Origin of the sequence: Streptomyces sp. NPDC001868 (assembly GCF_040297125.1) — a bacterium.
Classification (GTDB): Bacteria; Actinomycetota; Actinomycetes; order Streptomycetales; family Streptomycetaceae; genus Streptomyces.
The window spans coordinates 23,878-50,178 of sequence record NZ_JBEOYO010000052.1; the positions used below are offsets into that span (position 1 = coordinate 23,878).

Consider the following 26,301-nt stretch of genomic DNA (forward strand, 5'->3'; position numbering starts at 1 on the left):
CGTGATCAGTCCTCCCCCAGGATCTGCGGCACCTTGAAACGCTGCTGCTCCTGGGCCGGGGCGGCGGAAAGTGCCTGCTCGGGGGTGAGCGACGGACGGACCTCGTCCGCGCGCATGACGTTCGTCAGCGGCAGCGGGTGCGAGGTCGGCGGAACATCTTGGTCGGCGACCTCGCTGACGCGGGCGACCGCGCCGATGATGTCGTCCAGCTGGCCCGCGAAGTGTTCGAGTTCTTCGGGCTTCAGCTCCAGACGCGCCAGCCGTGCGAGGTGGGCGACCTCCTCGCGCGTAATGCCAGGCATGCAGCGATCCTCTGGGGTGAGTGTGTGTGGTTTGGCGCCAATCCTATGGGGCGCGGGGCGCGGGGCGCGCCGCTGGGCCGGGCGCCCAGTAGCTCGGGGTGCACTGTAATCGGGCGGGTGCGGGTGAGTGGGGCTTCTCGCGCAGTTCCCCGCGCCCCTGAAAAGCCGGGGCTGCGCCCCGTGCTTTTCAGCCCGCAGCCCCGCTCGTCTCTCAGGCCCGCAGCCCGGTCGTCTTTCAGGCCCGCTGCCCCGTCGTCTTTCAGGCACCGGGGCCGTGGTCTTTCAGGCCCGCAGGGGCCTGAAGCTTCTAGGGGCGCGGGGAACTGCGCGACCAGCCCCCACCGGAGCCGCACCCGCCAACGAACCAGAACCCCCGAGCTGTCAGGCGCCCCGGCTACTCGTCCGCCGTCGCAGGCAACGCCGCGGCCGGCCGCTGCCACCCCCGAGACCCCCGCGCCCGCAACCAGGCCGTGGCCTCCTCCGGAGGCATCGCCGCGGCGACGAGCCACCCCTGCACCGCGTCGCACCCCAGATCCCGCAACCGCTCCCACGTCTCGTCGTCCTCGACCCCCTCCGCGACGACGAGCAGCCCGAGCGAATGCGCGAGATCCACCGTGCAGCGCACGATCTCCGCGTCCTCGTTGTCGATCGCCAGCCGCGCCACGAACGACCGGTCGATCTTCAGCTCGCTCACCGGCAGCCGCCGCAGATGGACCAGCGACGAATACCCCGTCCCGAAGTCGTCGAGCGACATCTTCACCCCGTGCCCGGTCAGCCCGGCCAGGGTGTCCGCGGCCCGCTGCGGGTCCTCCAGGAGCACGTGTTCCGTTATCTCCAGCTGCAACGACCCGGCGGGAACCCCATGGCGGGCGAGCCGCGCGGCCACCGCGCCCGCGAAGCCGGGGGTGTGGACGTCGCGCGGGGACACGTTCACCGCGACCGGTACGTGCAGACCCTGCGCCCGCCACCGCGCCACCTGCGCGAGCGCGGTCTCCAGGACGTACTCCGTCAGATGCGGCATCAGCCCGGAGGACTCGGCGATCGCTATGAACTCGTCCGGCGGCACCTTCCCCCGTTCGGGATGCACCCACCGCACCAGCGCCTCCAGGCCGGCGACCTGGCCGTCGAACTGGACCTTCGGCTGGTAGTGCAGCTCGACCTCCTGCGCGTCGAGCGCGCGCCGCAGATCGCCCAGCAGACCGAGCCGGTCCGGGGTGTTCGAGTCCCGCTTGGACTCGTAGACCTCGACGCCCGTACGGTCCCGCTTCGCCTGGTACATCGCCACGTCCGCCCGCCGCAGCAGCCCCTCCGCGTCGAGCGCGTGGTCGGGGAAGACGGCGAGCCCGGCGCTGGCCTCCAGGACGAGGGTGAGCCCGTCGAGGTCGAGCGGTGAGCCGAGCGCGGCGACGAGATTGCGGGCGACCCGCGACGCGGACGTCGTGGAGTCGGCGACGGGCAGCAGGACGGCGAACTCGTCACCGCCGAGCCGTGCGGCCTCCGCTCCGCGCGGCAGGGCGACCCGCAGCCGATCGGCTATCTGCAACAGCAGCCGGTCGCCCGCCAGGTGCCCGAGGGTGTCGTTGACGGACCGGAAGCGGTCGAGGTCGATCAGCATCAGTGCCGACCTCGCCCCGATGCGTTCGGCGTCGTCCAGAGCCGTCCAGGTCCGCTCCAGCAGCCACTGGCGGTTCGGCAGTCCGGTGAGCGGGTCGCGCAGCTGTTCCTCGGCACGGGCGCGGGCTATCCACAGGGTGGAGTCGAGCGCGATGAGGGGGATGGCGAAGAGCGGCAGCAGCAGCGGCTGGGCGAGGGCGACGACGCAGACGAGCGGGGCGATGCCGAGCAGCGCCACGGCGACGAGGCCTTGCCTGACCAGGGCCGTGCGCGCGACGGTGGGCAGTCCGCCGCGCGGTGCGGCCAGATACCAGAGCAGGGCGCGGCTCACCGCGAGGTAGGCGATGGCGACCAGGGCGACCTGGGGCGCCGAGTAGAGGTTCCAGCTGTCCGGGTCCCAGGGCCGCTCCACCGAGGGGACCCGGCCGAAGACCCGCAGGACGAGCGCGGCGGCGCCGATGCCGAGGATGTCGACCGCGCCGTGCAGGACGCCCTGCCGCCAGCGGCCCCGGCGGGCGATGCCGACGAGGACGACGACGGTGAGGCTGACCATTCCGGCGGCGACCCAGCCGTACAGCAGCAGGACGGCGAGGGTGAGGGCGGCGCCGGAGCCGGTGCCGCCCCACCAGCGGGCGCGGCCCATGGCGACGAGATGGCCGACGATGATGCCGGTCAGGAGGGCGAGGGACCAGCCGACCGCTCCGGCCGGGAAGAGCGCGTGCTGCCCGACGAACGCCCGGTAGAACCCGGCGCCCAGGATGGCGCCGGCGAGGCCGACGATCACGGCGGGCAGCGCGGGCCAGGACATGTGGCGCTCGGCGTCGTGCCCGGGCAGTTCGTGTCCGCGGCCCTCGCTGAGGGCGCCGGTGACCGCGGGGGGCCCGCCGGAGCCGACCATGGTGGGGGAGGTGAGCTGGGCCGGACCCGATACGAGGGAGCCGCGTGCGCTCCCGGCCGTACGGCCGGGCGGCCGGGCCTTCCCGATCCCGGACTCCGCCGCCGTCGTCTGCCCGGAACCCCGCTCCCGGGTAGCCTGCTCCGGGCTTCCCTCGAACGGGCGTCCCCCCATGAGCAGGGAGCGCCCCCATCGCCAGGCCCCGGACACCCGGCGCAGGCGCAGCCGTGAGTCCGGGGCGACGCTCTCGGTCGGTTCCATTCCCGTCCCTCTCACAGCCGGCGGTGCCCACGCCACGCGGCCCGTTGCTCCCGACAACCTCAACGGCACCGCGTCCGAAAACCCACCACGCGTCCGGGCACGGCAGGCGCACACCTCAACAGTAGGCCGCACAAGGCTTCCACGGGCAGCGGTCGACGTCGGTTGCCCGAATGCGACCGGCCACCCGTATGCATCTGGTATGCGCCGAACGGGTGGCCTTCAACCCCTACTCCTCGATCGGAAGCGCGACTTCCGTCGCCGCGTCCGGTCCCTGTTCGAGCAGCACGGCGAAGCCGTCCTCGTTCAGGACGGGCACCTTGAGCTGCATCGCCTTGTCGTACTTGGAGCCCGGGTTCTCCCCCACCACGACGAACGAGGTCTTCTTGGAGACCGAGCCGGTCACCTTGGCGCCCCGGCTCTGCAGCGCCTCCTTGGCCCCGTCGCGGGTGTGGTGTTCGAGTGTGCCGGTGACCACGACCGTCAGCCCTTCGAGGGGCCTTGAGCCCTCGTCCTCGCCGGAGCCCTCCTCCTCCGTCCGAACGCCGGCGGCCTTCCACTTACGAAGGATCTCCTGGTGCCAGTCCACCGCGAACCACTCCTTGAGGGAGGCCGCGATGACCGGGCCCACGCCCTCGGTGGTGGCGAGCTCATCCTCGGTGGCCTGCTCGATGCGGTCGATGGACCGGAACTCGCGGGCGAGCGCCTCCGCCGCGACGGGTCCGACGTGGCGGATCGACAGACCGGTCAGAATCCTGGCGAGCGGCCGCTCCTTGGCCGCCCGGATGTTCTCCAGCATCGCGACCGCGTTCTTCTTGGCCGCCCCCTCCTGGTTGGCGAAGACCGTGACGATCTTCTCCTCGCCGGTCTTCGGATCGCGCTTGGGCAGGCCGCTGTCCTGGTCGAGGACGTACGCCTTGATGGGCAGCAGGTGCTCGACGGTCAGGTCGAAGAGGTCGCCCTCGTCGAGGAGAGGCGGCTCGGACGGCTCCAGCGGCTTGGTGAGCGCGGCGGCGGCGACGTATCCGAAGTTCTCGATGTCCAGGCACTTGCGTCCGGCGAGATAGAAGAGCCGTTCGCGCAACTGGGCCGGGCAGGTACGGGAGTTGGGGCAACGCAGGTCGATGTCGCCCTCCTTGGCGGGCGCGAGCGGCGTCCCGCACTCCGGGCACTCGGCCGGCATCACGAACTCGCGCTCGGTGCCGTCGCGCAGGTCCACGACCGGGCCGAGGATCTCGGGGATGACGTCGCCGGCCTTGCGGATCACGACCGTGTCCCCGATGAGGACGCCCTTGGCCTTGACGACGTCCTGGTTGTGCAGCGTGGCGAACTCGACCTCCGAGCCGGCCACCGTGACCGGCTCGACCTGGGCGTACGGCGTCACCCTGCCGGTACGGCCCACACCCACACGGATGTTGACGAGCTTGGTGTTGACCTCCTCCGGCGCGTACTTGTACGCGATGGCCCAGCGTGGGGCGCGGGAGGTGGAGCCGAGGCGGCCCTGGAGGGGGATCTCGTCGAGCTTGACGACCGCGCCGTCGATCTCGTGCTCCACGGAGTGGCGGTTCTCGCCGTAGTAGGCGATGAACTCCCGTACGCCGTCGAGGTCGTCGACCACTCTGTTGTGCTTGGCGGTGGGCAGGCCCCAGGACTTGAGGAGGTCGTAGGCCTGGGAGAGGCGGGTGAGGCCGCCGAAGCCCTCCAGCGCGCCGATGCCGTGCACGACCATGTGGAGCGGGCGGGTGGCGGTGACGCGCGGGTCCTTCTGGCGCAGTGAGCCGGCCGCCGCGTTGCGCGGGTTGGCGAAAGGCTTGTCGCCGGCCTCCAGCAGGCGGGCGTTGAGCTCCGCGAACTTCTCCATCGGGAAGTAGACCTCGCCGCGGATCTCCACGAGGTCGGGGACCTCGTCGCCCGTCAGGTGGTTCGGGATCTCGGCGATCGTCCGGACGTTCGGTGTGATGTCCTCGCCGGTGCGGCCGTCGCCGCGGGTGGCCGCGCGGGTGAGGCGGCCGTGCTCGTAGGTGAGGTTGACGGCGAGGCCGTCGACCTTGAGCTCGCACAGCAGGTGGTAGTCGCCGGTGCCGACGTCCTTGGCGACGCGCTCGGCCCAGGCGGCCAACTCCTCGTCGGTGAAGGCGTTGTCGAGCGACAGCATGCGCTCGCGGTGCTGGACGGCCGTGAACTCCGTCTCGTACGCGCCCGCGACCTTCTGGGTCGGTGAGTCGGGCGTACGCAGCTCGGGGTGCTCCTCCTCCAGGCCTTCGAGGGTGCGCAGGAGGCGGTCGAACTCCGCGTCGCTGACGACGGGAGCGTCCTTCACGTAGTACCGGAAGCGGTGCTCCTCGATCTGTTCGGCGAGGCGCGCGTGCTTCTCGCGTGCCTCGGCGGGCACCGCTGCCTCGGCGGGTACCGATGTGGGCTGTGCGTCCTTGTCGCCGGCCACCGTGATGTCCTCCCGTTACTCTGGGTTGTCCGCGAGAGATCTCGCCGCCTTGACGCCGTGGGCGAGCGCCCGGCGCGCGTATGCCGGGGAGACCCCCGCGAGTCCGCACGTCGGAGTGATCGTGACCGCCTCCGCGAGAAGCCCCGGATGCAGCCCCAGCCTGCGCCACAGCGTCCTGACCCCCATGACGCTACCGGCAGGGTCCGACAACGGGCCCTCCGTGGTCGGCACGACACCGGCCAACAGCTTCGTGCCTCCTTCGACCGCTTCCCCGATCGCGTCGTCGTCACGCTCGGTGAGCAAGGTGAAGTCGAAGGAGATGCCGGTGGCACCGGCGCGGCGCAGGAGCGCGAAGGGTACGTCGGGGGCGCAGGAGTGCACGATGACCGCGCCCTCCGGTGCGTGGACGCCGATGACGTCCCTGAGGGTTGCCTCGATGACTTGGCGGTCGACGGCGCGGTGGGTGCGGTAGCCGCTCGCGCTCTTCACCTGGCCGCGCAGGACGGCGATGAGGGAGGGTTCGTCGAGCTGGAGGACGAGTCGGGCCGCCGGTGCGCGTCGGCGGACCTCGGCGAGGTGCTGGCGCAGGCCCTCGGCGAGTGAGCCGGCGAGGTCGCGGCAGGCGCCGGGGTCGGAGAGGGCGACCTCGCCGTTCCGCAGCTCCAGTGCGGCGGCGAGTGTCCACGGGCCGACGGCCTGCACCTTCAGCGGGCCCTCGTATCCCTGGGTGAACTCCTCCAGTGCGTCCAGGTCCTCGCCGAGCCATGATCGGGCCCGCTTGGTGTCGCGGCCGGGGCGGTCGCCGATGCGCCAGCCACTGGGCTCCACGCGCGCGTACAGCTCGACCAGCATTCCGGCTGTTCTGCCGATCATGTCGGCGCCGGGGCCTCTGGCGGGGAGTTCGGGCAGGTACGCCATGCCCGTCTCCGGCCACTCGAAGGTCCCGGTGACGGTCCTGGCGGCTTCCCTGGCGTCGCCGCCGGGCATGGAGCCGATGCCGGTGGCGGGGCCGAAGCCGAAGTCTTGTTTCACGCCCCGAAGCCTACGTTCGACTCCGAGGGCCGTGTGCAGTCCGCGGGTCCGGTGGGGCTTCTCGCGCAGTTCCCCGCGCCCCTGAAAAGCAGGGGCTGCGCCCCGTGCTTTTCAGGCCGCCTGGGCTTCTGGGGGCGCGGGGAACCGCGCGAGCAACCACGAACCACGCGCAGCCGCCCGATCACGGTCGTCCCCGAGCTACTGGGCGATCCCGGGGCGCACCGTCAGGTCGTTGACCTCCGCGTCGCGGGGCAGGTCCAGGGCCATGAGGATCGTCGTGGCGACCGACTCGGGGGCGATCCACCGCGACGGGTCGTACTCCTTGCCCTCCTGCTGGTGCACCTTCGCCTGCATGGGACTGGCCGTACGCCCGGGATACACCGTGGTGACCCGAACCCCCTTCCCGTGCTCCTCCCACCGCAGCGAGTCCGCCAGCGCCTTGAGCCCGTGCTTGGACGCGGCGTACGCCGACCAGTCCGCGTGCGCGTTGAGACCCGCACCGGAGTTGACGAACACCACGTGCCCCCGGGCCGCCCGGAGTTGGGGCAGGAAGTGCCGGGTCAGCTCGGCGGGCGCGATGAGGTTGACGTTGAGCTGGTGCCGCCAGGACTTCGGCGTCAGATCGCCCACCGCGCCGAGGTCGACCACGCCCGCGATGTGCAGCAGCGAGTCCACCCGGTCGGGCAGGCTCTGGTGTGAGAAGGCCCAGGAGAGCCTGTCCGGGTCCGCCAGATCGCCGACGAGGGTCGTCGCCCCCGGGTACTCCGCCGCCAGTTCCTTCGCCCGCCCCGCGTCGCGCGCGTGCAGCACGAGATCGTCCCCGCGCTCGTGCAGCCGTCGGGCGACGGCCGCGCCGATGCCGGAACCCGCCCCGGTGATCACATGAGTAGCCATGCCGTCATGCTCGCATCACCGGAGCGGGACAGCGGACAGAGGACGGCGGAGAAGGGATCGGGCCACTAGGCCACGCCCCGGCTCTCCTCCAGGTACGCCAGCGCCCCGACCGGCTCCTCCGCGAAGAAGACCAGGTCGGTGAGCGGGCGGGGCAGGAACCCTTCGTCCTCCATGCGCCGGAACTGCTCCTTCAGGCCGTCGTAGAAGCCCGCGGTGTTGAGAAGCACGACCGGCATCTCGGTGTGGCCGTGCTTCTTCAGCTCCAGGATCTCGGTCGCCTCGTCGAGCGTGCCGGTCCCGCCGACCATGACGACGACCGCGTCGGCCTTCTCCAGCAGCAGCCGCTTGCGCTCGGCGAGGTCGCGCGCGACCACCATCTCGTCGGTACCGGGCCGCGCCTTGGCCGCCAGGAAGTCGACCGAGACGCCCAGGAGTCTGCCGCCCGCCTCCTGCACGCCGTCGGCGACCACCTTCATCAGCCCGACGTCCGAACCGCCCCACACCAGGGTGTGCCCGCCCTTGCCGATCAGCTCGGCGAACTCCTTCGCGGGACGGGTGTAGCGCTCGTCGAGGTCGGCGGCGGAGAGGAAGACGCAGATGTTCATGCGTCCACGTTAAAGGGCCCCACCGCCACCGGGCCCCGCTCCTCCACCGGCCTCCTCCGCGACGGTCACGCGGATCTTGGACTGGCGGTGCGGCAGTTCCTCCCAGTCGTCCATGAGGCGGGCGGACAGGCCGTGTGCGCGGGCGAGTTCGACGAGGGTCTCGGTCCGGTAGTAGAAGTCCTCGTGGAGCACCTGGTGTTCCGTGCCCTCGGTGCGGCCGAAGGTGAAGTCGAAGAAGCCGCCGGGGGCGAGGACCCGGCCGACGTGGGCGAGGCACTGCTCGATGACGTGCGGCGGGGAGTGGGAGAACACGCTGTGCGCGTGGACGACGTCGAAGTGGCCGGCGGGCAGGAAGGAGAACGTGAGGTCGGCGACGAGCGCCAGATGGGGGAGTTTGGATTGCAGACCCTCGCGCGCGAGGGTGCGCTGGGCCTCCATGAGGATGGCCGGCGAGATGTCGATCCCGTAGTAGTTCCCGGCGTCCAGATGGTCGATGAACAGCCGCCCGGCCCGCAGGTTCCCGCAGCCGATCTCCAGCATCCGGTGCCGGGGCTCCAGACCGTGCCGCAGGAGGTAGTCGAACTGCATCCGCCCCATGCGCTGCCACTTCTCCACCGACGGGTTGTGCCCGACGGCGGCCTCCGGGCTGCGTGCCGTGTCGGAGGCCATGACAGCCCGGTAGTACGCGATGTGGTCGCGGTGCCTCAGCCGCAGCCAGGTGTCCCGAGCCACCCGGTGGGCGTGCGCCGGCACGCGCTGGGGATGGCGCAGGGCGTACCGCATCCGGTGCGTGAGACTCCGCCGGTTCCCGGACCGGTCCCGGGACGACAGGTTCCCGGACCGGTCCCGGGACGACAGGTTCGAGGACGGATCCCGCGACGAATCCCGTGACGAGTCCCGTGACGGGTTTCCGGGCCCGGGCTGTCCGGCCGGATCTGTGGCTGTCATGGCGACCTCCTGCGTCCCCCCGGCGTTCCCAGCGGCCCCCGGGTCCCGCTACGGCCTCCTGGAGGAGCTGTGGGGGCCGAGCGTTCGAGAGCTACCAAGCAGCCTGCTCCGCGTACACGGAGACGGCTACCCGGGGAGGGACGATCGGGGCGCGGGGGCGCCGGGCCGTGGGCCTACGCGACGCCCGCCCGCGCGCGCGTGGTGGAGGCGATCGTCGCCGACCCCACGACGCGCGTGTCGTCGTACAGGACGATCGCCTGGCCGGGGGCGACGCCGCGGACGGGCTCCGTGAAGGTGACCTCCAGGGTGCCGTCGACCAGTTCCGCGCGGACCTCCGTCTCACCGCCGTGGGCACGGAGCTGGGCGGTATAGGTGCCGGGGCCCGTGGGGGCCGCGCCGCACCAGCGGGGGCGGATCGCGGTCAGGGCGTCGACGTCGAGGGCGGCGGCCGGGCCGACCGTGACCGTGTTGTTCACCGGGGAGATGTCGAGGACGTAGCGCGGCTTGCCGTCGGGGGCGGGGGTGCCGATGCGCAGGCCCTTGCGCTGGCCGATGGTGTATCCGTACGCGCCCTCGTGGGTGCCCAGGACGTTGCCGGACTCGTCGACGATGTCGCCCTCGGAGCGGCCCAGCCGGTCGGCGAGGAAGCCCTGGGTGTCGCCGTCGGCGATGAAGCAGATGTCGTGGGAGTCGGGCTTCTTGGCGACCGCGAGGCCCCGCCGCTCGGCCTCGGCGCGGATCTCGTCCTTGGTGGTGACGGTGTCGCCGAGGGGGAACATCGCGTGCGCGAGCTGCCGGTCGTCCAGGACGCCCAGGACGTACGACTGGTCCTTGGCCATGTCGGAGGCGCGGTGCAGCTCGCGGGTGCCGTCCGGGTTCACGATCACCTGGGCGTAGTGGCCCGTGCAGACCGCGTCGAAGCCGAGGGCGAGGGCCTTGTCGAGGAGGGCCGCGAACTTGATCTTCTCGTTGCAGCGCAGGCAGGGGTTCGGGGTGCGGCCGGCCTCGTACTCGGCGACGAAGTCCTCGACGACGTCCTCGCGGAAGCGCTCGGCGAGGTCCCACACGTAGAAGGGGATTCCGATGACGTCCGCGGCGCGGCGGGCGTCCCGGGAGTCCTCGATCGTGCAGCAGCCGCGCGCGCCGGTCCGGAACGACTGCGGGTTCGCGGAGAGCGCCAGATGGACGCCCGTCACGTCGTGCCCGGCTTCCGCCGCGCGGGCGGCGGCCACGGCGGAATCGACCCCGCCGGACATGGCGGCGAGGACACGGAGGGGGCGGGAGCGCTGCGAGATCTCAGTCATAACCCCTCAAGGGTAAGGGGCGCCGGGAACCGGAGCCCGCGAGTATCCGTTGATGATCTCGTGGGAACGAGACGGGCTTCGAAGAACGGGTCGACCGGTTCCGGGGGTGGCGGCGCGAGCGCCTCCGGCGGCAAGGACGCGGACCGGCGCGTGGGCCGCCGGGCGCTGCTCATCGGCACGGCCGTGGCCGCCGTCGGTACGGCGGTGGTGGCCCGGGACGAGCTGACGCGCGCATGGTGGCGGGTGCCCGGCGTCACCAAGCCGCGCAAGGCGGGCGAGGTCGACTACACGGGTGCGAAGTGGGTCTCGGCGTCGGACGCGAACTGGCGGATGGCGGACCGGCCGGACGACTTCGGCATAGACATGGTGATCATCCATGTCACCCAGGGCAGTTTCGCCAGCGCCGTGAAGGTCTTCCAGGACCCGAAGCACGGCGCCGCCGCGCACTACATCGTCCGCAAGGACGGCCATGTCACGCAGATGATCCGCGAGCTGGACGTGGCCTACCACGCGGGCAACCGCGACTACAACGAGCGCAGTGTCGGCATCGAGCACGAGGGCTTCGTCGAGAAGCCCGAGGACTTCACCACCGAGATGTACGAGGCCTCCGCGCGGCTGACGGCCCGTATCTGCGCGCGGTACGACATCCCGCTCGACCGCGAGCACATCCTCGGCCATGTCGAGGTCCCGGGGACGGACCACACGGACCCCGGCGAGGGCTGGGACTGGGACCGGTACATGAAGCTGGTGCGCGCGGCGGCCACGGCCCAGACGCAGACGCCCGCCTGACGCCGAACGGTCGCATGACCCCGACGGCCGCCTGAACGTGACGGTCAGTGGGTCGCGGGCGCGGACAGTCGGGTCACAGCGGTGCGAGGGGGGCGGAACAGCGGCGACACAGACCCGTCGGATTGTGGCGCGCATCACACGCACACGGGCCCGCCGACGTTTCCCGTCCGCCGGCCGTCCGATACGTCCCGCGCCCCGGACCCGACCTGCGGCGCCCCCAACTCGCCCTGGGATCGGGTGAGTTGAAGGGCTCGCGGGCTCACGGCGGTCTCACAGCCCCCTCGGCCCTCTCCCAACTTCACCCCAGTGCTTACACAGCCCTCGGGTCAACCATCCCGGCTCATGACGAACAACACGGAGCGCAAGGCCGGTCACAGGGGCAAGGGCAAGGGGCTGCACCGCCGCAAGTTCCTCGGCGGCATGGCGGGGGCCGGGCTGGCGGCGGTCGCGGCGGCCGGTACGACCTTCTCGCTGCTGACCGACGCGAAGGGCAACAAGGCGGGCGCCGCGACCAACACCGCCACGCTGAACATCCCGGACCTGCTGGAGGGCACCACCTCGGACGGGACCACCACGTTCACGCTGACCGCACAGACCGGTACGCACGAGGTGCTCAGCGGCATCACCAGCGACACCGCCGGCTACAACGGGTCGTTCCTCGGCCCCACCATGAAGTGGACCACCGGCTCCACGGTCCTGCTGAACATCACCAACGACCTCGACGCCGACACCAGCGTCCACTTCCACGGCGCTCACATCCCGCCCGACATGGACGGCGGCCCGCAGAACGCCTTCGCCGCCGGGGAGACCTGGTCCCCCACCTTCGAGATCCTCGACGAGGCCAAGACGCTCTGGTACCACCCGCACGCACTCGGCACCACGGCCGAGCAGGTCGTGCACGGGCTGGCCGGTGTGATCATCGTGGAGGACGAGACCGCCGCGTCCGCCGCGCTGCCGAGCGAGTACGGCGTCGACGACATCCCGATCGTCCTGCAGTGCCTGGCCACCGACGCCGCGGGCGACATCAAGTACGACCTGAACGGCTACCTCCGCAACACCCTCAGCTTCCCGGTGCTGTGCAACGGCACGAACGTCGACGACACCACGCTCACGTTCACCGCGACGAAGACCCGCACCCGGTTCCGGGTCCTGAACGCCTCGCCGTCCGACATCATCACCGTGCAGCGCGGCGACGGCGGCACCCTCACCCAGATCGCCACCGAGCAGGGCTATCTCACCGAGGCCACCGAGGTGGAGACCATCCGGCTGGTGGCGGGCGGGCGCGCCGAGTTCGTCATGGACCTCAGTGACGCGGTCACGCTCCAGGCCGTCATCACGACCGGATGGGTCCGCGGCGGCAGCGGTACGTTCGACTTCCTGACCGTCACGCCGGACGCCTCGGACACGCCCGACGACCTGCCGTCCTCGCTCAACACGATCGAGCGGTACGACACTTCGGGCTTCACCGCCCGCGAGATCACCCTCGACCAGGACGGCCTGGAGATGGCGATCAACGGGGCGGTCGGCACCACCATGGACTCCATGGCGACGATCATGACGACGCTCGGCTCCCAGGAGATCTGGACGATCACCAACAACACGATGCTGGAGCACTCGTTCCATCTGCACGACGTGCCGTTCCAGCTGATCGAGATCAACGGCGAGGAGCCGGCCGGCGTCGATCTCGGCTGGTTCGACACCTACGAGGTGGTCGGCGGCGGTTCCATCAAGATCGCCATGGAGTTCACCGACTTCGCGGACGACACGTACATGTACATGCTCCACTGCCATCTCCTCCAGCACGAGGACGAGGGCATGATGGCCGGCCTGATGGTGATGGAGAGCTAGCTCCCGGTACGGCTTCTCAGCTCAGGCCCGCGTTGCGGGCGCGTTCCACGACCGGGCCGATCGCCTTGGCGACCGCCTCGACGTCCGCCTCGGTGGAGGTGTGGCCGAAGGAGAAGCGGAGGGTGCCGCGGGCCAGGTCGGGGTCGGTGCCGGTGGCGAGGAGGACGTGGCTGGGCTGGGCGACACCGGCGGTGCAGGCGGAGCCCGTGGAGCACTCGATGCCCTGGGCGTCGAGGAGGAGGAGCAGGGAGTCGCCCTCGCAGCCGGGGAACGTGAAGTGCGCGTTGGCCGGGAGGCGCCCCGCCGGGGACGGGTCACCGCCCAGGATCGCGTCCGGCACCGCCGTACGGACCGCCTCGACCAGCGCGTCGCGCAGGGCGCCGATCTCCCGGGCGAACCACTCGTGCTGCTCGGCGGCGAGCCGGCCCGCGACCGCGAACGAGGCGACGGCCGGCACGTCGAGGGTGCCGGAGCGGACATGGCGCTCCTGGCCGCCGCCGTGCAGGACCGGTACGGGGCTGTACTCGCGGCCCAGCAGCAGGGCGCCGATGCCGTACGGGCCGCCGATCTTGTGGCCGGAGACGGTCATGGCGGCGAGGCCGGAGGCGTCGAAGTCGACCGGAACCTGCCCGAACGCCTGGACCGCGTCGGCGTGCAGCGGGACGTCGAACTCCTGGGCCACGTCGGCGAGTTCACGGACCGGCATGATCGTGCCGATCTCGTTGTTGGCCCACATCACGGTGGCCAGGGCGACGTCGTCGGGGTTGCGGGCGATGGCCTCGCGGAGGGTGTCCGGGTGGACTCGGCCGTACGGGTCGACCGGGAGGTACTCGACGGTGGCGCCCTCGTGTTCGCCGAGCCAGTGGACGGCGTCGAGGACGGCGTGGTGTTCGACGGGGCTGGCGAGGACGCGGGTGCGGGCCGGGTCGGCGTCGCGGCGGGCCCAGTACAGGCCCTTCACGGCGAGGTTGTCGGCCTCGGTGCCGCCGGAGGTGAGGACCACCTCGCTGGGGCGGGCGCCGAGGGCTTCGGCGAGGGTTTCGCGGGCCTCCTCGACGGTGCGCCGCGCTCGGCGGCCGGAGGCGTGCAGCGAGGAGGCGTTGCCGGTGACGCTCAGCTGGGCGGTCAGGGCCTCTGCCGCCTCGGGGAGCATCGGGGTGGTCGCCGCGTGGTCGAGGTAAGCCATGGTGGGCCCGATTCTACGGGGCCGAGTTCAAGCGGCCTCGGGTGCTCCTGGAGTTGGCTGTAAGGCACCCGGCGCTGTCGGCTGTGCCCGCCCTCCCCCTGAGCCCTCACCCCTCCGGCCTCAGAAGCTCCAGGACACCGTGTTCGTCGTCTCCATCAGGGTTGCCAGGACGACGAGGTCGGCCACGCCCAGGCCCATGCCCAGGAAGGCGCGGCCTCGGCGGGTCGTGCCGCGCTTGAGGGCGAGGGCGGCCAGGACGATCGCGATGGGGCCGAGGAAGAGGTTGAGGACGAGGAGGCCCAGGAGTCCGAGGACGAAGGAGGCGACGGCCATGCCGTCGGCGTCGCGGCCTCGGGTGCGCGTGGTGGTCGTTCCGGTCTGCTGACGTGCGGCGGTGAGCTGCATGGTCGGTCTGCTCCCAACGGCGAAGGGGACGGTCAGTCGGTGGTGCGGGTGCGGCGGGCGTGGCGCTCGCGGTACGCGAAGACCGCGAGCCAGAGGGCGATGCCGGCCGCGAGGGCGGACGAGACGGCCAGCGGCACATGGGCGACGGTGCCCAGGACGACACCCAGCAGCAGAAGTGCGGCGACGAGGAACAACATGGTGGGTTCGCCTCTCGGTACGGGTTCGTTCGTTACGGCTGGGTGAACGGTTGTGGTTACAACTGTTCACTGACTGCCAAGTCTAGCGCGTCGCCCGGCTTTGCAATTACGGAGAACAGTTGTTAACTGCATGGTATGAGTCACACCCTCGGCATCCGGCAGGTCCAGAAGCAGAAGACCCGGCAGGCGCTCATGGACGCCGCGCTCGGACTGCTGGAGGAGCAGAGCCTCAGCAGCCTGGGACTTCGCGAGGTCACCCGGGCCGTGGGCGTCGCCCCGACCGCGTTCTACCGGCACTTCCGGTCGACCGCCGACCTCGGTGTCGCGCTGGTCGAGGAGGTGCTCGGCAGTCTGCACCCGGTGCTCGGGGATCTGATGTCGGCGGTGGGCGACAGCGACGAACTCATCGAGCGCGCCGTCGATCTGATCGCCCGCCACGTGGACGCGTACCCCGCGCACGTCCGGTTCATCGCGCGCGAACGGCACAGCGGGGTCCAGCCGGTGCGGGACGCCATCCAGGGGCAACTGGTGCGGTTCGCCGAGGAGGTGCGCGATGAGCTGGCCAGGCGGCCGGAGACCGACGGGTGGACCGACGCCGACCGGCTGATGCTCGCGGGGCTGTACGTCGATCAGATGCTGGTGACCGCCTCGCTGTTCCTGGAGGTCCAGGGCGAGCCCGAGGAGGAGCGTCTGCGGGCGACCCGGCTGGCGGGCCGCCGTATGCGGCTGATCAGCATCGGCTGTCGCCACTGGCTGGACTGAGCCGGCGGCACATACGAAGAGGGAGGGCGCGCCCGGCGATCGGGCGCGCCCTCCCTCTTCATACTTACGGTCAGCTGCCCTTGGACGCCGACGCCGACGCCGAGGCCTCCTGGTCAGGCGCCCCGCTCGGGGCCTGCCCGCCCTGCCCCTGCTGACCGCCGCCACCGGGGCCGCCGCAGCCGCCACCGCCGCCGGGGCCGCCGTTCTGGCCGCCTCCGCCGGGGGCACCGCTCGGCGCGCCGGAGGGCTGGCCCGAGGGCGCGCCGGACGGGGCACCGGACGGCGCCTGGCCGTTCGCGGACGGCTGGCCGGAGGGGGCGCCCGAGGGGGCTCCGGACGGCGCACCCGACGGGGCCTGGCAGCTCTGTTGGCCGGTGGTGCCGTTGTTCGAGGTGGACGACGACGAGTCGCTGGAGCCGCACGCCACAAGGAAGAGGGGTGCGGCCGCCAGCAGGGCGACGGCGGGGACGAGACGCGCACGCTTCATGAGAGACAACTCCAAGAACGATGAGGGAGTTCGTGAGCGGCATCGAAGCAACGCAGCTTGGGGCTCTCTTGGGTTCGCGCTGTGCCAAGCCTGTGCGAACCGCAAAGCGATCACCAACACACCCCGCCCGACCTGGCCTTTCACACCTCCACCGCAACTCGCGCCTGGTACAAGCTCGTGACAGAGGAGCACCGCGCCATCGGCTCCCGGGCCGCCGGGACTCTCAGTCCGACAGCCTGGCGCGTGCCAACTGCCGTGACTGCGCGACCAGTCGGTCCGCGCTGTCCCAGACCTCGGCGTCCTCCTCCAGGAAGCCGCCGGCGAGGTTGCGGGTGGAGATGGCGACGCGGAGCGGGCCGGGCGCCGGGCGGCAGCGGACGTGGACGGTCAGCTCGACCGTCGGGACCCAGCCCTTGAGGCCCAGCTCGAAGGCGGTCGGCGGCAGCGCGTCCACGGCGAGGAGCAGGGAGAAGGGGTCGGCATCGCGGCCGTCGGCGAGCCCGAACCAGGACCGCATCTCGCCCTTGCCGGAGGGCGCGCCGAGCGCCCAGCCGAGGGTCGCGGGGTCGAGCTTCAGGAACAGCCGGTCGGTGATCGCGGAGCCGCCGGGGACGGGGCCGGGGGCGTCCTGCGGGCCGAAGCACTGCTCGATCGGCGGGATCGCGGGCGGCTTCGCCGTCGTACGGACGTCGTCCGGGAGGGCGTCGAGATCGCCGTAGGAGGCGAGGACCCGTATCCGCTCGATCTCCCGGCCCGCGTCGTCGTACTGGAAGAGGGATGCCTGGCCGGTCGACAGGGTCCTGCCGGTGCGTACGACGTCGGTGCGCACGACCGCCGGGCCCGGCTGGGAGGCGGTCAGGTAGTGCGCGGAGATCGTGAACGGGTCGCCGTGCGGCAGCGCGTCGGCGAGGGCACGGCCGAGCACGGCGAGCAGATAACCGCCGTTGACGGCGCCGATGATGGTCCAGCCGGCCGAGAGGTCGATGTCGTAGACGCCGGGTCCCCGTCGGGTGACCGCGGTGTCCCGGTCGAACTCGCTGTCGCCGACGGTGGCCTGTACGGAAGCTGCTTCGGGCATGGGTGAACCGTACAACAGGTGATTACTAAGCGGTAGCTTTATGTGTTGCGGTGACGTTTCACCCGAGCCGGTCCCGGTCGCCTCGCCTCTCCCCCGCCGGCCTCACCCCTCCTCGACCGCCGCCGACCGCCGGTTCCAGGCCCGTGGCGCGCGCCAGTGGTACCGCATCGCCAGCAGCCGCAGCACGAAGGCCGTGATCGCGGCGAGGGCCGAGGTGACGGGGGTCAGGGCGTCCTGGCTGATACACAGGACGACCATCCCCGCGCCGACCATCGCGGGCACGGCGTACAGGTCGCGGTCCCAGCGCAACAGCGAGGGCACCTCGTTGGCGAGGACGTCCCGCAGCACACCGCCGCCGACCGCCGTGGCGAGGCCGAGGACGAGGGAGGCGGTCAGGCCGAGGCCGTAGTCGTACGCCTTCGCCGTGCCCGCGACGCAGAACAGGCCGAGGCCGGCGGCGTCGAAGACGTTGACCCCGGCCTGGATGCGCTCCACGTGGGGGTGGAGGAAGAAGACGAGGAGGGCGGCGAGCAGCGGGGTGACGAAGTAGCCGAGGTCGGTGAAGGCGGCCGGCGGTACGGCGCCGATGACCAGGTCGCGGAAGAGCCCGCCGCCGAGCGCGGTCACCTCGGCGAGGACGGCGATACCGAAGACGTCGAAGTTCTTGCGGACGGCCAGCAGTGCGCCGGAGATCGCGAAGACGAAGATGCCGATCAGGTCGAGCGGATAGGGAGACACCCCTACATTGTGACGCAGCAACGAGCCCCCGCCTTCCATTGCAAGGCGAGGGCTCGTTCTCACTTACTTGTCGTCGGCGTCACCGGGGTCCTCGGCAGCCTCGGGCTTCTCGGCTGCCTCGGGCTTCTTGGCAGCTTCGGGCTCGTTGGCAGCTTCGGGCGCCTTGACGGCCTCAGGCTCCTCGGCGGCCTCGGGCGCGGCGGGCGCCTCCGTCGCGGCGGGCGGTTCCGTCGCCGTCGGGGGCTCGGGCTCCGCGGGCGGCGCCTCCGTCGTCTTCACCGTGTCCGGTACCAGCTCGGCCGCCTCCTTCGCGGCCGTCAGCAGGACGATGTCCTGCGGCTGCTGGTCCGCGAAGTTCTCGGGGTGGTGGCAGGCGACCCGCTGCCCCGGCCGCAGCTCGGCCAGCGGCGGTTCGGTGGTGGTGCAGACCTGCGTGGCCTTCCAGCACCGGGTGTGGAAGCGGCAGCCGCTCGGCGGCGCGATCGGCGAGGGCACGTCGCCCTTGAGCAGAATGCGCTCGCTCTTGGCACCCCGGCGCGACGGGTCCGGGATCGGCACGGCCGACAGCAGCGCCTTGGTGTACGGGTGCATCGGCGCCGTGTACAGGGAGTCCCGGTCGGCCAGCTCCACGATCTTGCCGAGGTACATCACGGCGATGCGGTCGGAGACGTGGCGGACCACCGAGAGGTCGTGCGCGATGATCACGTACGTCAGGCCGAGCTCGTCCTGGAGGTCGTCCATCAGGTTGACGACCTGGGCCTGGATGGACACGTCGAGCGCGGAGACCGGCTCGTCCGCGACGACCATCCGGGGCTTGAGCGCGAGCGCGCGGGCTATGCCGATGCGCTGGCGCTGGCCGCCGGAGAACTCGTGCGGGTACCGGTTGTAGTGCTCGGGGCTGAGGCCGACCAGCTCCAGGAGGCGCTGGACCTCCTTCTTCACCCCGCCCTCGGGCTCGACGCCCTGGAGCCTGAACGGCGCCGAGACGATGGTGCCGATGGTGTGCCGGGGGTTCAGGGAGCCGTACGGGTCCTGGAAGATCATCTGGATGTCGCGGCGCAGCGGCCGCATCCCGGCGGTCTTGAGGTGCGTGATGTCCGTGCCGTCGAACTCGACCTTGCCACCGCTCGGCTCCAGCAGGCGGGTGATGAGCCGGCCCATGGTCGACTTGCCGCAGCCGGACTCCCCGACGACACCGAGGGTCTCGCCCCGGCGCACCTCGAAGTCGATGCCGTCGACGGCCTTGACCGCCCCGACCTGCCTCTGGAGCAGGCCCTTCTTGATGGGGAAGTGCTTGACCAGGCCCTCGACCTTGAGCAGCGGCTTCTCGTCGGCGTCGGCGCGCGGGGCCGGCACGGCGGCCCGGGTCTCAGTCTCGCTCACAGCTTCGGCGCAATCTCTTCGGTCCAGATCCGCGTACGGTCCTCCTGCGACAGGTGGCAGGCGGTGAAGTGCCGGCCGCCGACCTCGCGCAGGTCGGGGCGCTCGGTGCGGGTGACGTTGTCCTTGGGGACGTCCGCGTAGGGGCAGCGCGGGTTGAAGGCGCAGCCCGAGGGGACGTTGATGAGGCTCGGCGGCTGGCCCTTGACCGGGATGAGCCGGTCGGTCTGGGCACGGTCGATGCGCGGCATCGAGCCGAGCAGGCCCCAGGTGTAGGGGTGCTGCGGCTGGTAGAAGATGTCGTCGACCGGTCCGCGCTCCACGCACCGGCCGCCGTACATCACGAGGATGTCGTCGGCGATCTCGGCGACCACGCCGAGGTCGTGCGTGATGATGATGACCGCGGAGCCGAACTCCTTCTGCAGATCCCGGATGAGGTCCAGGATCTGCGCCTGGACGGTGACGTCCAGGGCGGTCGTGGGCTCGTCGGCGATGAGCAGTTCGGGGTTGTTGACCAGGGCCATCGCGATCATGGCGCGCTGGCGCATACCACCGGAGAACTCGTGCGGGTAGCCGTCGACGCGCTTGTGGGGCTCGGGGATGCCGACGCGGTCGAGGAGTTCGATGGCGCGCTTGCGCGCGACCTTCTTGCTGACGTCGTGATGGACGCGGTACGCCTCGACGATCTGGCTGCCGACCTTGTAATACGGGTGCATCGCGGACAGCGGGTCCTGGAAGATCATCGCCATGTCGCGGCCGCGCAGCCGGCGCACCTCGTCGGGGCTCGCCCCGACGAGTTCCTTGCCGTCCAGCCAGATCTCGCCGGACATCCGCACGTTCTTGCCGCGCGCCCCGAGCCGGTGCAGGCCCATGATCGCCAGCGAGGTCACCGACTTGCCGGAGCCGGACTCGCCCACGATGCCGAGGGTCTTGCCCTTCTCCAGCTGGAAGGAGAGACCGTCGACGGACTTGACCACGCCGTCGTCGGTCGGGAAGTGCACCTTGAGGTCACGCACTTCGAGGAACGCCTCGGGGGCGTCCCCGGCGCGTGTGGGCTCGCCGACGGCGGCCCCGGTCTTGGTCAGTTCGGTCACGAGAGCCTCACCCGCGGGTCGATCGTGGCGTACAGCAGGTCCACCACAAGGTTCATGAAGACGACGAAGAACGCCGCGAGCAGGGTCACCCCGAGGATCGGGGGCAGGTCGTTGGCGCTGATCGACTGGACCGCGTACTCACCGATGCCGTGCAGGGAGAACACGGTCTCGGTGATGAGGGCACCGCCGAGGAGCAGTCCGACGTCCATGCCGAAGACCGTCACCAGCGGGGTCAGCGCGGCCCGCAGACCGTGCTTGACGACCACGTTGCGCTCGCGCAGGCCCTTGGCCCGTGCGGTGCGGATGTAGTCCTCGTTCATCGTCTCCAGCATGCCCGAGCGGGTGAGCCGGGCGTAGATGGCGGAGTAGAGGAGCGCCAGCGAGCACCAGGGCAGGAAGAGGGTGTTGGCCCACTGCGAGGGGTTCTCGGTGAAGGGGACGTAAACCCTGCCGAAGATCTCCAGCTTGTAGCTGAACAGCAGCAGGGCCAGCTGACCGGTGAAGAACATGGGCAGGGAGACGCCCGCGAGCGCCACACCCATCGCGGACCGGTCGAAGAACGACCCGGGCTTCAGGGCCGAGATGACACCGGCCGTGATACCGCCCAGCAGCCACAGCACGGCGGCGCCGGAGGCGAGCGAGATGGTCACCGGCAGCCGACTGGTGAGCTGCGGCCAGACCTCCAGGTGGTCCTTGAAGGAGTAGCCGAAGCAGGGGGCGTCACAGCGGACCGTGCTGGGCCCCAGGTCGTACGTGGCACCGGAGACAATGCCCTTGATGAAGTTCCAGTACTGCTCGTAGACCGGCTGGTCCAGGCCGAGGTTCCGCTTGACCGCCGCGATGTCCGCGGGCGAGGGGTTCTTGCCGATGTACTGCTGTGCCAGCTGGTCGGCGGTCTGTCCGGCGAGCTTCGGCAGGATGAAGAAGATGCCGAAGGTGACCGCGGTGACGACGAGCAGCAGGATCACCGCCGCGATCGTCCGGCGGATGATGTACGAGATCACGAGGACCGGCGCCGGCGCCCGCAGGGTGTTCTCCCGCGGGCGCCAATGCCTTCACCTGCCTTCCGGGGCTACTTCTTTTCCGTGGTACCGATGTTGAGGTAGTCGTACTGACCGCTGAAGGCCGAGGACGACACCAGGTTGGTGGCGTACGGCGAGCGGTACAGCAGGACCTTGAAGTAGGTCAGCGGCACGATGGCGGCCTGCTCCATGACCAACTTGTCGACCTCGGTGTACGCGGCGGTACGGGCGGCCTCGTCGGTGTTGCCGATCGCGTCGTCCAGCAGCTTGTTGACCTTGGGGTCGTCCAGCTCGGACAGGTTGGTGTTACCGGACTGGCCGATGGCCTTGCCGTGCACGATCTGCTGCAGGAAGCCGTAGCCGGTCGGCCAGTCGGAACCCCACTGCATCATGATCAGGCCGATGTTGTTCTTCTTGTTGAAGGACGGCACACCCGCGTAGTCGGAGAAGTACTTGCCCGACGGGTACTGCTTGATGTCGGCCTCGATGCCGACCTTCTTCAGCGCCTCGACGACCGCGGTGGCCGCGTCGACCTCGCCCTGACGGTCGGTGCGGGCGGAGATGGAGGTCTTGAAGCCGCCCTCCTTGCCGCAGGCCTTCAGGCTCTCCTTGGCCTTGGTGACGTCACCCTTGCTGTCCGGGGTGGCGTACAGGTCGGCCTTCTCGTAGCCCGTGACGTCGGGGGGCAGCACCGTGGAGGCGATGTCACCGCGGATCGGGCCGCCCATGGCGGTCTGCACGGCGACCTTGTCGATCGCGTACTCGACGGCCTTGCGGCAGTCGACGTTGTCGAACGGCGCGACCTTGGTGTTGATCGCCGTGTAGACGAGACGGCCGCCGGACGCGTTGTCCGTGTTGGCCAGCATCTCCTTGTCCTTGAGGACCTGAGCCTGGGTCTGGGCGTCGACACCGGTGCCCTGGATGTCGATCATGGTGTCGCCGGCCAGGATGTCCTTGTCGATGGTGGCCTTGTTGACCTTCAGGTTCACCACGATCTTTTCCGGGTACTGCTTGCGCAGCGGGTCCGTCTTGGCGTCCCACTCCGTGTTGCGGACGAGGACGATCTGCTTGCCCTCCTCGTACTTCTGGAACTTGTACGAGCCGGTGGAGACGACCTTCTTGGTGTAGTCGACGCCGGTGTCCTTGGCCCTCGGCACCGGAGCCGTCTGCGGCATGCTCGCCAGGTAGTCGAAGTCGGCGAAGGGCTTGTTGAGCTTGAAGACGATGGTGTTGTCGTCCGGCGTCTCGAGGGACGAGATGCCCGCCTCGTTCTTGTCCTTGTACGGGCCCTTGTACTTGTCCCCGCCGTCCAGCAGCTGCTGGAAGTAGTTGGGGCCCGAGGAGAGCACGTCACGCGCGAAGTTCGAGCGCTCGACCGCGTACTTGACGTCCTTCGAGGTGACGACGGTGCCGTCCTCGAACTTGACGCCCTGGCGGATCTTGTACGTCCAGGTCTTGCCGCCGTCGCTGGGGGTGCCCGCGCTCTCGGCCAGGTCCGGGACGAGCTCGTTGCCCGCCTCGCCCGCGCCGGGCTTGAACGTCATCAGCGGACGCGCGTAGAGGCGGCTGAAGTTGAAGCCGTACGCGTAGTACATGTTGCCCGGGTCGAGGGACTCGGGGGTGTCCGTACTGGCGTAGGTGACCGTGCCGCCCTTCGCCGTGGACTCGTTCACGACACCCTTGGTCGCGGCGTTCGCGCCGGCGCCCTTGGGGGTGTCCTCCGTGCCGTCTTCCGCCTTGCTGCACGCGGACAGAAGCAGGCCGGCGCTGCTCACAACCGCGACAGCGGCCATTGCTGACCTTCGCATGATGGTCGGTTTCCCCTTCGTAGTTGGACAGTTGAGTGGGACTTCGGGCCACAACCGGGCCGCGGTCGCAGACGTCAGCGGCTGCGGGGGTCGAGGGCGTCCCGGAGGCCGTCACCGAGGAGGTTGAAGGCCAGCACCGTGATGAAGATCGCGAGGCCGGGAACGATCATGTATTGCGGGTCGACCTGGAAGAAGTCGACCGCGTCGTTGAGCATTCCGCCCCAGGAGGCCTGCGGCGGCTGGATTCCGACGCCGAGGAAGCTGAGCGACGCCTCGAAGATGATGTTGGTCGGGATGAGCAGCGTCGAGTAGACGATGATCGGCGCGACGAGGTTGGGCAGCAGCTCCTTGAACAGGACGTACGGGCCGCCGGCCCCCATCCCCCGCGAGGCGTCGATGAACTCCCGCTCGCGCAGCGCCAGGGTCTGACCGCGCACGATGCGGCCCATGTACGGCCAGTTGAAGAAGCCGATGACGAAGATCAGCACCGAGATGTGCAGCGGTAGGCCTTTGAGGCCGAAGGCGCCGCCCTGGAGCGTCGCGGAGATGGCGATGGCGAAGAGCAACAGCGGGAACGCCAGGAAGGTGTCCATCAGCCGGCTCACGATGGTGTCGACCCGGCCGCCGTAGTAGCCGGCGACCAGGCCGAGCACCACTCCGATGGCGTTGGACAGGATCGTCGCGCCGAAGGCGACGACCAGGGAGACCCAGGAGCCCTCGAGAATGCGGGCGAGGATGTCACGGCCGAACTTGGGGTCGACCCCGAGTGGGTGGTCCCAGCTCATCCCACCGAAGTCGCCCTTGGGCAGGGAGGTGTTGGCGTCGATCAGATCCTGGTTGAAGGTGTTGGGGTCGAGCCCCAGCATCGACTGCAGCGGCCGGGAGAGGGCCGCGATCAGGATCAGCAGGACGACGACGACACCGCCCGCGACCGCCACCTTGTCGCGCTTGAAGCGGGTCCAGGCGATCTGGCCGAGTGAACGGCCCTCGATCTTCTTGGCCTCGACACCTGCCAGCACGGCCTCGGGCTGCGCCTCGGCCTGCGATCCGGTCGTCTCAATGGGTGCGGTCATCGTCCCTCGTGCTTGCCCGTGCCGGTGGTTGCCGACTGTGCCTGACGGCCGCCCGGGTCTGCGGTGCGGTCCGTCACCACTGCTGCTCTCTTGCTCTGTGACTACTGATGGGTACGAGGGGGAGGTACGGCATCGAACTTCACCGTATGAACAGCGTGTTCGCCCGATCCCCCCATCGCTCTGGGGGAGTCTTCAACGGTCGCGCGATCAGGCACCAGACCCGGCGGCGAATGTATGCGCAACCGTGATGTGGCCAGCGGCGTTCCGCTATCCGGACGTGACGCTCTGTTGAGCGGTGGGAACCGCCCCGGTGCGGCTCAGTAGCCGCCGGGGTAGCCGTATCCGCCCGCCGCCGGGGCCTGTGCCGGGGCGGCGTGGGCCTCGCGGTCGTAGAAGGGGCGGGCGCCGGCCCGCAGCCACATGGCGACCGGGTCGTACTCGTCGGACATGGCGACGGTGGAGACGGGCAGACCGTCCGGGACCGCGCCGATGGACTGCTGCATCATCGCCCGCACCGAGTCCACGGCGGGCGGCGAGGTGTCGTAGACGTCGAGGCCGATGGCCAGATACGGCGCGCCGAGCGCGGGCTGCACCCAGGCGCGGCGCAGCGAGCGCACGGCGGGGGTGCGGTGGGCGTTCTGGGTCAGCAGGGCGTAGAACTGCGGGATCTCGATGGCCGGCTCGGACAGCCGCAGCGGGCCGGCGGGCTGCCGCTCCAGGCCCGTGGCGATCCGGCGCAGATCGAGCCAGGGGATGCCGAGGCCGCCGCCCGGCGCGTGCGGGTTCAGCCACAGGCCGTAGTGGTCGGGGTAGAGGGTGCGGGCCACGTCGAGGCCGTCGACGACCTCGTAGCTGCGGTTCCAGCCACTGGCGGAGAGTTCCTGGGCGGAGGTGACGCACGGGGCGTAGTTGAAGCCGTCGACCTCCATGTTCCCGTACTGCGCGTCCGGGGAGCCGGCCTGGCCGTGCCAGAGCAGCATCCAGATCTGGCCGGAGGGCGGGGAGGCGAGGGCACGCAGCAGCGCCTCGTAGGCGTCGTAACGCCCGGGCGTCACCTGGCGCAGCATGTGCTCGACCTGCCCGGTGGCGATGCCGCTCGCGCTCACGTTGGCCGCCCTTCCCTGTTGGACCTTGGTTATAGGAACCAGCTTAGGTGGTGTGCGGGTTGAGCCGGTCAGGGCTCGGGGGTTGTTGTGCGTTGCGGACCGCGGGTGCGTTGTGGCTGGTCGCGCCCGCGCGGCGGAGCCGCATATCGATACAGCCCCGCGCCCCTTTGGGGGCGCTGTCAGTACCCCTGTTGATAGAAGGGACGGACCCTTTCCCTCAGCCAGTCGCCCACCGGGTCCTGGGCGACGTCCAGGAAGACCATGTTGACCGGCCAGGGGACGGGGGCCTTGGCGAGGGCTCGGCCGAGGGCGGCCAGGGGGTGGGTGCGGTCCGCCTCCCAGGAACCCAGTTCGACGCCGATGAAGAGCACGGGGTCGGCAGTCTCGATGGCGGCGAGGCAGCGGCGGGCGGAGAGGACCACTCCGGTTCCGGCGAACTCGGTGGAGGCCGCGGCGAGGAAGTCCACGGGGTCGTCCTGCCAGTCCGGCTCGAACAGCCGGACGCGGGCGCCGTTCGCCGAGCCGTCCAGCGGGGTCCGCCCGGCCCGGCACAGCTCGGCCACGGCCGGCGGCGGCAGCGGGATGCCCACGACACCGTCCGGGTTCAGGGCGAGGCCGATCTGCGGGGGCAGACCGCGCGCGAACTCGACGGCCGGGGCGATCGTGTACGACATGTGGTTGCCGACGACCTGCCGGAACTGCTCCTCGGAGCTGAAGACCGGCACATACGCCTGGCCGCCGACCTCCATCGTGGGCAGATCCAGCTGGCCGCTCTGCGGACCGCCGCCCTCGGGCAGCGGCACCCAGACGAAGCTGCGGGCCAGCACCTCCACGATCCGGGCCCCGGCCTGGGGCACCCCGAGCGAGGCGGACAGCACCTCCTCCAGCTCATTGCCGGGCCAGCCTCCGTGCCCATGGGGATGCGCCTGTGCCGGGAAGTCCGCCGGGAAGTCCATCTGCTGCCTACCGCTTTGCTCCGTGATGCTGTTGTAGCTGCACCTTAATTGCTTCGGAAGGACTCGGGGGCCGCCGC

Annotated in this window: 24 protein-coding genes; 3 read left to right on the forward strand and 21 right to left on the reverse strand. The window is 70.5% G+C overall.

Annotated features, from left to right (window positions below; genetic code table 11):
- Nucleotides 1-5 precede the first annotated feature (5 nt).
- From gatC to mnmA, 8 genes are all read right to left on the reverse strand, one after another.
- A complete protein-coding gene (gatC, locus tag ABT147_RS37840) occupies nucleotides 6-302 on the reverse strand; it encodes an Asp-tRNA(Asn)/Glu-tRNA(Gln) amidotransferase subunit GatC (RefSeq protein WP_005480000.1) in 297 nt (98 codons plus the stop codon).
- A gap of 394 nt (nucleotides 303-696) precedes the next feature.
- The gene (locus tag ABT147_RS37845; RefSeq protein WP_351414967.1) at nucleotides 697-3,072 is read right to left on the reverse strand and encodes a putative bifunctional diguanylate cyclase/phosphodiesterase; all 2,376 of its coding nucleotides are present in this window, start codon (nucleotides 3,070-3,072) and stop codon (nucleotides 697-699) included.
- A 226-nt stretch (nucleotides 3,073-3,298) separates the two neighbouring features.
- A complete protein-coding gene (gene ligA, locus ABT147_RS37850; RefSeq protein WP_351414969.1) occupies nucleotides 3,299-5,512 on the reverse strand; it encodes an NAD-dependent DNA ligase LigA in 2,214 nt (737 codons plus the stop codon).
- Nucleotides 5,513-5,527: 15 nt separating this feature from the next.
- The gene (locus ABT147_RS37855) at nucleotides 5,528-6,544 is read right to left on the reverse strand and encodes a methionine synthase (RefSeq protein ID WP_351414971.1); all 1,017 of its coding nucleotides are present in this window, start codon (nucleotides 6,542-6,544) and stop codon (nucleotides 5,528-5,530) included.
- Between the two features lie 198 nt (nucleotides 6,545-6,742).
- Nucleotides 6,743-7,438: an SDR family oxidoreductase gene (locus ABT147_RS37860; protein WP_351414973.1), complete on the reverse strand. Its 696-nt coding sequence runs from the start codon at nucleotides 7,436-7,438 to the stop codon at nucleotides 6,743-6,745.
- A 65-nt stretch (nucleotides 7,439-7,503) separates the two neighbouring features.
- A complete protein-coding gene (locus tag ABT147_RS37865; RefSeq protein WP_351414975.1) occupies nucleotides 7,504-8,043 on the reverse strand; it encodes an LOG family protein in 540 nt (179 codons plus the stop codon).
- A 9-nt stretch (nucleotides 8,044-8,052) separates the two neighbouring features.
- Nucleotides 8,053-8,826 carry a class I SAM-dependent methyltransferase gene (locus ABT147_RS37870; protein WP_351415047.1) on the reverse strand — a complete coding sequence of 258 codons (774 nt, stop codon included), beginning with the start codon at nucleotides 8,824-8,826 and terminating at the stop codon, nucleotides 8,053-8,055.
- A gap of 338 nt (nucleotides 8,827-9,164) precedes the next feature.
- Nucleotides 9,165-10,295, reverse strand: a complete 1,131-nt coding sequence (gene mnmA / locus ABT147_RS37875) for a tRNA 2-thiouridine(34) synthase MnmA (protein ID WP_351414978.1) — start codon at nucleotides 10,293-10,295, stop codon at nucleotides 9,165-9,167.
- Nucleotides 10,296-10,355: 60 nt separating this feature from the next.
- Between mnmA and ABT147_RS37880 the strand changes: the two genes are divergently transcribed.
- Complete coding sequence (locus ABT147_RS37880; protein WP_351414980.1) at nucleotides 10,356-11,084, forward strand: N-acetylmuramoyl-L-alanine amidase; 729 nt, start codon at nucleotides 10,356-10,358, stop codon at nucleotides 11,082-11,084.
- Between the two features lie 342 nt (nucleotides 11,085-11,426).
- Nucleotides 11,427-12,932, forward strand: a complete 1,506-nt coding sequence (locus ABT147_RS37885) for a multicopper oxidase family protein (RefSeq protein ID WP_351414982.1) — start codon at nucleotides 11,427-11,429, stop codon at nucleotides 12,930-12,932.
- Nucleotides 12,933-12,948: 16 nt separating this feature from the next.
- On the opposite strand, the gene ABT147_RS37890 is transcribed toward ABT147_RS37885, so the two are convergent.
- The 3 genes from ABT147_RS37890 to ABT147_RS37900 form a co-directional block, all read right to left on the reverse strand.
- On the reverse strand, nucleotides 12,949-14,118 hold the full coding sequence (locus ABT147_RS37890; RefSeq protein ID WP_351414985.1) for a cysteine desulfurase family protein: 1,170 nt from the start codon (nucleotides 14,116-14,118) through the stop codon (nucleotides 12,949-12,951).
- A gap of 120 nt (nucleotides 14,119-14,238) precedes the next feature.
- Nucleotides 14,239-14,523: a DUF4190 domain-containing protein gene (locus tag ABT147_RS37895; protein WP_351414987.1), complete on the reverse strand. Its 285-nt coding sequence runs from the start codon at nucleotides 14,521-14,523 to the stop codon at nucleotides 14,239-14,241.
- A 32-nt stretch (nucleotides 14,524-14,555) separates the two neighbouring features.
- Complete coding sequence (locus ABT147_RS37900; RefSeq protein ID WP_193241768.1) at nucleotides 14,556-14,720, reverse strand: hypothetical protein; 165 nt, start codon at nucleotides 14,718-14,720, stop codon at nucleotides 14,556-14,558.
- A gap of 135 nt (nucleotides 14,721-14,855) precedes the next feature.
- Here ABT147_RS37900 and ABT147_RS37905 point away from each other — a divergent pair, with 135 nt between their 5' ends.
- On the forward strand, nucleotides 14,856-15,482 hold the full coding sequence (locus ABT147_RS37905; RefSeq protein WP_351414990.1) for a TetR family transcriptional regulator: 627 nt from the start codon (nucleotides 14,856-14,858) through the stop codon (nucleotides 15,480-15,482).
- Between the two features lie 70 nt (nucleotides 15,483-15,552).
- On the opposite strand, the gene ABT147_RS37910 is transcribed toward ABT147_RS37905, so the two are convergent.
- The 10 genes from ABT147_RS37910 to ABT147_RS37955 all read right to left on the reverse strand — a co-directional run bounded on the left by ABT147_RS37910 (nucleotide 15,553) and on the right by ABT147_RS37955 (nucleotide 26,224).
- Complete coding sequence (locus ABT147_RS37910) at nucleotides 15,553-15,969, reverse strand: hypothetical protein (protein WP_351414993.1); 417 nt, start codon at nucleotides 15,967-15,969, stop codon at nucleotides 15,553-15,555.
- 223 nt (nucleotides 15,970-16,192) lie between these two features.
- Nucleotides 16,193-17,047: a thioesterase family protein gene (locus tag ABT147_RS37915; RefSeq protein WP_351414995.1), complete on the reverse strand. Its 855-nt coding sequence runs from the start codon at nucleotides 17,045-17,047 to the stop codon at nucleotides 16,193-16,195.
- A gap of 102 nt (nucleotides 17,048-17,149) precedes the next feature.
- Nucleotides 17,150-17,824 carry a trimeric intracellular cation channel family protein gene (locus ABT147_RS37920; RefSeq protein ID WP_502983232.1) on the reverse strand — a complete coding sequence of 225 codons (675 nt, stop codon included), beginning with the start codon at nucleotides 17,822-17,824 and terminating at the stop codon, nucleotides 17,150-17,152.
- Nucleotides 17,825-17,848: 24 nt separating this feature from the next.
- Nucleotides 17,849-19,168 (reverse strand): ABC transporter ATP-binding protein, encoded by a 1,320-nt coding sequence (locus ABT147_RS37925; protein WP_351414998.1) that lies wholly within the window; start codon nucleotides 19,166-19,168, stop codon nucleotides 17,849-17,851.
- On the reverse strand, nucleotides 19,165-20,259 hold the full coding sequence (locus tag ABT147_RS37930) for an ABC transporter ATP-binding protein (protein WP_351415000.1): 1,095 nt from the start codon (nucleotides 20,257-20,259) through the stop codon (nucleotides 19,165-19,167). The genes ABT147_RS37925 and ABT147_RS37930 overlap by 4 nt, the downstream gene beginning before the upstream one ends.
- Nucleotides 20,256-21,263: an ABC transporter permease gene (locus tag ABT147_RS37935; protein ID WP_351415002.1), complete on the reverse strand. Its 1,008-nt coding sequence runs from the start codon at nucleotides 21,261-21,263 to the stop codon at nucleotides 20,256-20,258. The genes ABT147_RS37930 and ABT147_RS37935 overlap by 4 nt, the downstream gene beginning before the upstream one ends.
- Nucleotides 21,264-21,331: 68 nt before the next feature.
- A complete protein-coding gene (locus ABT147_RS37940; protein WP_502983233.1) occupies nucleotides 21,332-23,089 on the reverse strand; it encodes an ABC transporter substrate-binding protein in 1,758 nt (585 codons plus the stop codon).
- Nucleotides 23,090-23,163: 74 nt separating this feature from the next.
- The gene (locus ABT147_RS37945; RefSeq protein ID WP_351415007.1) at nucleotides 23,164-24,162 is read right to left on the reverse strand and encodes an ABC transporter permease; all 999 of its coding nucleotides are present in this window, start codon (nucleotides 24,160-24,162) and stop codon (nucleotides 23,164-23,166) included.
- Between the two features lie 317 nt (nucleotides 24,163-24,479).
- Nucleotides 24,480-25,268: an enhanced serine sensitivity protein SseB C-terminal domain-containing protein gene (locus tag ABT147_RS37950; RefSeq protein ID WP_351415010.1), complete on the reverse strand. Its 789-nt coding sequence runs from the start codon at nucleotides 25,266-25,268 to the stop codon at nucleotides 24,480-24,482.
- 179 nt (nucleotides 25,269-25,447) lie between these two features.
- The gene (locus tag ABT147_RS37955; protein WP_351415012.1) at nucleotides 25,448-26,224 is read right to left on the reverse strand and encodes an enhanced serine sensitivity protein SseB; all 777 of its coding nucleotides are present in this window, start codon (nucleotides 26,222-26,224) and stop codon (nucleotides 25,448-25,450) included.
- Between the last annotated feature and the right edge of the window lie 77 nt (nucleotides 26,225-26,301).

What these genes read in the sequence shown, in the direction of transcription:
- gatC (WP_005480000.1), bottom strand. Translation starts at nt 302, where the DNA reads ATGCCTGGCATTACGCGCGAGGAGGTCGCCCACCTCGCACGGCTGGCG.
- ABT147_RS37845 (WP_351414967.1), bottom strand. Translation starts at nt 3,072, where the DNA reads ATGGAACCGACCGAGAGCGTCGCCCCGGACTCACGGCTGCGCCTGCGC.
- ABT147_RS37860 (WP_351414973.1), bottom strand. Translation starts at nt 7,438, where the DNA reads ATGGCTACTCATGTGATCACCGGGGCGGGTTCCGGCATCGGCGCGGCC.
- ABT147_RS37865 (WP_351414975.1), bottom strand. Translation starts at nt 8,043, where the DNA reads ATGAACATCTGCGTCTTCCTCTCCGCCGCCGACCTCGACGAGCGCTAC.
- ABT147_RS37870 (WP_351415047.1), bottom strand. Translation starts at nt 8,826, where the DNA reads ATGCGGTACGCCCTGCGCCATCCCCAGCGCGTGCCGGCGCACGCCCAC.
- mnmA (WP_351414978.1), bottom strand. Translation starts at nt 10,295, where the DNA reads ATGACTGAGATCTCGCAGCGCTCCCGCCCCCTCCGTGTCCTCGCCGCC.
- ABT147_RS37885 (WP_351414982.1), top strand. Translation starts at nt 11,427, where the DNA reads ATGACGAACAACACGGAGCGCAAGGCCGGTCACAGGGGCAAGGGCAAG.
- ABT147_RS37890 (WP_351414985.1), bottom strand. Translation starts at nt 14,118, where the DNA reads ATGGCTTACCTCGACCACGCGGCGACCACCCCGATGCTCCCCGAGGCG.
- ABT147_RS37895 (WP_351414987.1), bottom strand. Translation starts at nt 14,523, where the DNA reads ATGCAGCTCACCGCCGCACGTCAGCAGACCGGAACGACCACCACGCGC.
- ABT147_RS37900 (WP_193241768.1), bottom strand. Translation starts at nt 14,720, where the DNA reads ATGTTGTTCCTCGTCGCCGCACTTCTGCTGCTGGGTGTCGTCCTGGGC.
- ABT147_RS37905 (WP_351414990.1), top strand. Translation starts at nt 14,856, where the DNA reads ATGAGTCACACCCTCGGCATCCGGCAGGTCCAGAAGCAGAAGACCCGG.
- ABT147_RS37910 (WP_351414993.1), bottom strand. Translation starts at nt 15,969, where the DNA reads ATGAAGCGTGCGCGTCTCGTCCCCGCCGTCGCCCTGCTGGCGGCCGCA.
- ABT147_RS37915 (WP_351414995.1), bottom strand. Translation starts at nt 17,047, where the DNA reads ATGCCCGAAGCAGCTTCCGTACAGGCCACCGTCGGCGACAGCGAGTTC.
- ABT147_RS37920 (WP_502983232.1), bottom strand. Translation starts at nt 17,824, where the DNA reads ATGGAAGGCGGGGGCTCGTTGCTGCGTCACAATGTAGGGGTGTCTCCC.
- ABT147_RS37940 (WP_502983233.1), bottom strand. Translation starts at nt 23,089, where the DNA reads ATGCGAAGGTCAGCAATGGCCGCTGTCGCGGTTGTGAGCAGCGCCGGC.
- ABT147_RS37945 (WP_351415007.1), bottom strand. Translation starts at nt 24,162, where the DNA reads ATGACCGCACCCATTGAGACGACCGGATCGCAGGCCGAGGCGCAGCCC.
- ABT147_RS37955 (WP_351415012.1), bottom strand. Translation starts at nt 26,224, where the DNA reads ATGGACTTCCCGGCGGACTTCCCGGCACAGGCGCATCCCCATGGGCAC.